General features: G+C 29.8%; 2 protein-coding genes. Both read right to left on the reverse strand.

Translation table 11 applies throughout. The annotated features are described in order from the left end of the window. Positions 1–1,739, reverse strand: a 1,739-nt coding sequence (gene ligA / locus PKV21_10005) for an NAD-dependent DNA ligase LigA (protein ID HOM27819.1), incomplete at its 3' end; no start/stop codon positions are given. Between the two features lie 18 nt (positions 1,740–1,757). Beyond that, a partial coding sequence (locus tag PKV21_10010) for a DUF763 domain-containing protein (protein HOM27820.1) occupies positions 1,758–2,342 on the reverse strand: 585 nt, incomplete at its 5' end.

The raw sequence follows: 2,342 nt of genomic DNA on the forward strand, positions 1-2,342 counted from the left end.
TTTTCTTTTTCCATTTTTACACCGGCTTTTCTCAGTTTTTCAATAACTTTCAAGTTTTCTTCATTGGAAAAAAAATCAACAATACTTTCTGCCATTATAGGACCTATTTCGGAAATAGAAGAAAGTTTTTCAATTGTTGCATTTTTAAGTTCATCAATAGAATTAAATTCATCGGATAAAATTTCACTTGCATGAACTCCAATATGTCTTATTCCAAGGGCATATATAAGATTTGAAAAAGGTCTTGTCTTACTTTTATCAATTGCTTCCAGCAGATTTTTAACTGATTTATCACCCATTCTTTCAAGTTTTATTAAGTCATCATACTTTAGATAATAAATATCTCCATAATCTGAAAGTAATCCTTTGTCAACAAGAATATTAACCCATTTTTCTCCAAGACCTTCTATATCCATTGCATCTCTTGATGTAAAATGAATAATTCTTTCTTTGACCTGAGCTGGACATCTGATATTTGGACATCTTATTGCAACTTCTTGTATATCTTTTACAACCCTACTCCCACAAACAGGACAGGTTTCTGGTACAGGGATATCTTTTTCTTTTCCCGTTCTTGCTTCCGGAATAACCTTTACAACCTTTGGTATTATTTCTCCACTTTTCTCAACAAAAACTCTATCGCCTATTTTTACACCAAGCCTTTTAATTTCGTCAAAATTATGTAATGTTGCTCTTGAAACAGTAGTTCCACTTACAAAAACGGGTTCAAGTATTGCAACAGGTGTTAATGTCCCTGTTCTACCAACCTGAACAATAACATCTTTAACAATTGTTGAAACCTGTTCTGCTGGAAATTTATAAGCAACAGCCCATCTCGGACTTTTTGTTGTAGTCCCCAATGTCCTCTGTAAATCAAGAGAATTAACTTTAACAACCATTCCATCTATGTTATATGGTAGAGTAAATCTTTTCTCACGCCATTCATTACAGTACTCTATAACTTTTTCTATATTTTTACAGCATTTTCTATAAGGACTAACAGGAAAACCAATTTCTTTGAGAAAATTCAAAACTTCCCAGTGTGTATTCGGTCCATTATTTAAAAAACCCTGATATATAAAAATTTGAAGATTCCTCTGAGCAACAAGTTTTGGATCAAGAAGTTTCAAAGAACCTGCAGTAGCATTTCTTGGATTGGCAAATAAAACTTCACCCTTTTCTTTTCTTTCACGATTTAATTTCTCAAAATCATCCTTCCTCATATAAACCTCTCCTCTAACTTCAATAGATTCCTTATATTTAATTTTTAATGGAAGTGTTTTAACAGTTTTTAAATTTTCAGTTATATCATCACCTCTAAATCCATCACCTCTTGTAACTCCAAGAATAAACTCTCCATCTTCATAATGTAGAGAAACCGCAACCCCATCATATTTAAGTTCAACAACATAATCTACCTCTTTGACATCTGCCATTCTCTTTATTTTCGCATCAAACTCAATAAGTTCTTCTTCTGAATATGTATTATCCATACTTAACATTGGAATTTTATGTTCTATTGTTTTGAATTCTCTTAACGGTTGACCTCCCACTTTTTGTGTGGGTGAATCAGGTAATTTATATTCAGGATATTTTTTTTCAAGTTCAACCAGTTCTTTATATAATTTATCGTATTCATAGTCACTTATAACAGGATTATTTTCCACATAATACATATAGTTGTAATAATTTATTAATTTCACAAGTTCTTCTATTCTTTCTTTGGGAGTTTTAGCCATACCAGCCTCCTTTTTCTTCTATTTATAAAGATGTTGCAATTTTTTTAAAATTTCAAGTTTTTCTTTTCCTTCAATTTTTGCCTTATCAATTATATTTTTCAAATAATTAATTGTTATATCATAATTTTTCCTATCCAGTGGGTAAGGATGCCCATCCTTACCTCCAAAAGCAAAAGAAAATTTTGCAGGGTCATTAAATGAAACAGAATTACCATAAATAACTTCTGATATTAAACATAGTGCTCTTAAAGTTTTTATTCCTATATTTTCTGTAAGAACAATATCAGGAAAGGATTTAATATCTTTTTCTTTTAATTTACAAAAATTTCTGTATAATCTTTTTGTATCAAAGTTATATTCTACATGATGATGTGAAGGAAGTATAAGTTTTTTCCCTCTATCAAAAATTGAAGACGATTTTTTAAAAATAACCTCAAATTCTTTAATCAAACTATCAGGACTTTCTGATTTCAAAAAATCAACTAAATTATTTTGAACTTCCTTACTTCTTTTATCAATCAGATTTAAAACATAACTTTCTTTTTTTACAGATATAATTCCTGAATGAGGTTCTATAACCAGTTTTTTATCTTCTGAACTTGT

Source organism: bacterium (assembly GCA_035371905.1).
Lineage (GTDB): Bacteria > Ratteibacteria > UBA8468 > B48-G9 > JAFGKM01 > JAMWDI01.